This is a genomic window from uncultured Porphyromonas sp. (genome assembly GCF_934359325.1).
Lineage (GTDB): Bacteria > Bacteroidota > Bacteroidia > Bacteroidales > Porphyromonadaceae > Porphyromonas_A.
This window is the reverse complement of the sequence record NZ_CAKRLH010000241.1, coordinates 1-2307: the sequence shown is the minus strand read 5'-3', so window position 1 is coordinate 2307 and position 2307 is coordinate 1. Positions and strand designations below refer to the sequence as shown.

The window sequence follows — 2307 nt, the reverse complement described above, 5'->3', positions numbered from 1 at the left end:
AAACCCGGTATTAGTCATCACTATTACCGGGTTTAGTGATCACTAATACCGGGTTTAGAATTCACCGAACTCTATCCGCCCCGATACGATACTCCCCGGCGCCGGGGATCCCTGACGGGATCCGCCTCCCGCCGGCATAGGGGATGAGTGTGGCATCGTACAGGGGCGGGGTGTCAGAGGAGAGAGCCGGCGGGTAAGCCCCAGCGGGACCGGGCGAGCGAGGTAAAACTCAAATGCGTCAGCTCAGGTCCTCTACATGTCCTCGATTCCGCCTATGTCGCCGGACCCCATACCGACCAATATCAGACAATGATTTCGGTCTGAGTTTGAGGTTATATCAGGAGAGGATATACGCAGAGATCCCGGCACCGATAATCGGTGTCGGGATCTCTTAGTACTTAGGCGAGAGGCGCTTTTATGCGGCGTCTCAGGCTATTGCTGCAAGCTGCTTAGAGCTGAGGGCCGGCAGGTACGAGAGACTTACCGTGGTCGTTGGTCTCAAACTTCTTGAAGTTCTTAATGAAGCGACCGGCGAGGTCCTTAGCCTTCTCCTCCCATGCAGCCTCACTATCGTAGGTGCTGCGCGGATCGAGGATATTAGAGTCTACGTTGGGCAGCTCTGTGGGGATCGTGAGATTGAAGTAAGGGATCTTCTTCGTAGGAGCATTCTCGATAGAGCCATCAAGGATAGCATCTACCATAGCACGGGTCTGCTTCAGAGAGATACGCTTACCGGTACCATTCCATCCCGTATTGACGAGATAGGCCTTGGTGTTGTGAGCCTTCATCTTCTTGACCAGCTCCTGAGCGTACTTGGTGGGGTGCAGAGTCAGGAATGCTGCGCCGAAGCAAGCTGAGAAGGTGGGGGTAGGCTCGGTGATGCCACGCTCGGTACCTGCCAGCTTAGCGGTAAATCCACTGAGGAAGTAGTACTGAGTCTGAGCGTCATCAAGGAGAGAGACGGGAGGCAGCACACCGAAGGCATCTGCGGTCAGGAAGATGACGCGCTCTGCGTGACCAGCCTTGGAGACCGGCTTCACGATGTTGTCAATGTGGTAGATGGGGTAAGAGACGCGAGTGTTCTCAGTGACAGACTTGTCTGCGAAGTCGATCTTGCCCTCCTCGTCAAGAGCAACGTTCTCGAGGAGTGCATCACGACGGATGGCACCATAGATGGCAGGCTCACCCTCCTTGCTCAGGTTGATCACCTTAGCGTAGCAGCCGCCCTCGTAATTGAAGACACCATCGTCATCCCATCCGTGCTCATCGTCACCGATCAGGAGACGCTTGGGGTCAGCGGAGAGGGTGGTCTTACCGGTACCGGAGAGACCGAAGAAGATGGCGGTGTGCTCGCCATTCATATCGGTATTGGCAGAGGAGTGCATCGAGGCCATACCACGACGGGGGTTGAGGTAATTCATGTAGCTGAACATACCCTTCTTCATCTCACCACCATACCAGGTGTTGAGGATGACCTGCTCGCGGCTGGTGAGGTTGAAGACAACAGCGGTCTCGGAGTGGAGACCGAGCTCCTCCCAGTTCTCCACCTTAGCCTTAGATGCATTGTAGACTACGAAGTCCGGCTCACCAAAGTTCTCCAGCTCCTCCTTGGAGGGACGGATGAACATATTGGTGACAAAGTGAGCCTGCCAAGCCACCTCGACGATGAAGCGGATCTTGACGCGAGTGTCCTCATTGGCACCGCAGAAAGCGTCCACGACGTAGAGCTTCTTGTCAGAGAGCTCATCGGTGGCAAGCTTACGCACTACATCCCAGGTCTCCTTGGAGCAGGGGTGGTTGTCATTGTGATACTCCTCGCTGTCCCACCAGATGGTGTCCTTAGAGGTCTCGTCTACGACGAAGAACTTATCCTTAGGAGAGCGACCGGTGTAGATACCTGTCATCACATTGACAGCGCCCAGCTCGCTCACCTGACCCTTCTCGTAACCCTCGAGAGACGGATCGGTCTCATCCTTGAAGAGACGGTCATAAGACGGGTTGTGGATGATCTCCTTGACACCCTTGATGCCGTACTTGCTTAAGTCGATGTTTGCCATAATTTAATGTTGTGTTCGTATAAAGTTTATCTTCTTTCTTACACTCTACTGATAGCCGCAAAGGGGAGTAATTGATCTCCATTCACATCCCCTTATTGCACGACAAAGGTAATCTAAAATAGTAGCTTAACCAAGGATTTAGCGAATTATTTCATCAATACAATCCCATTGCATTTAATTTACTCTTTTATCACCTCCGTCTCCATACGAAGCAAAGGGCACTAATCAGTGATTAGATGCCCTTTGCAAG

General features: G+C 52.9%; 1 protein-coding gene. It reads right to left on the bottom strand.

The window, feature by feature from the left end:
- Positions 1-449: 449 nt before the first annotated feature.
- Entirely contained in the window at positions 450-2057 is a 1608-nt protein-coding gene (gene pckA, locus Q0F21_RS07350; protein WP_297238725.1) for a phosphoenolpyruvate carboxykinase (ATP), read from the bottom strand.
- Between the last annotated feature and the right edge of the window lie 250 nt (positions 2058-2307).

Bases quoted from the DNA above. Each gene is read 5' to 3' on its own strand.
- pckA (WP_297238725.1), bottom strand. From the start codon at position 2,057: ATGGCAAACATCGACTTAAGCAAGTACGGCATCAAGGGTGTCAAGGAG.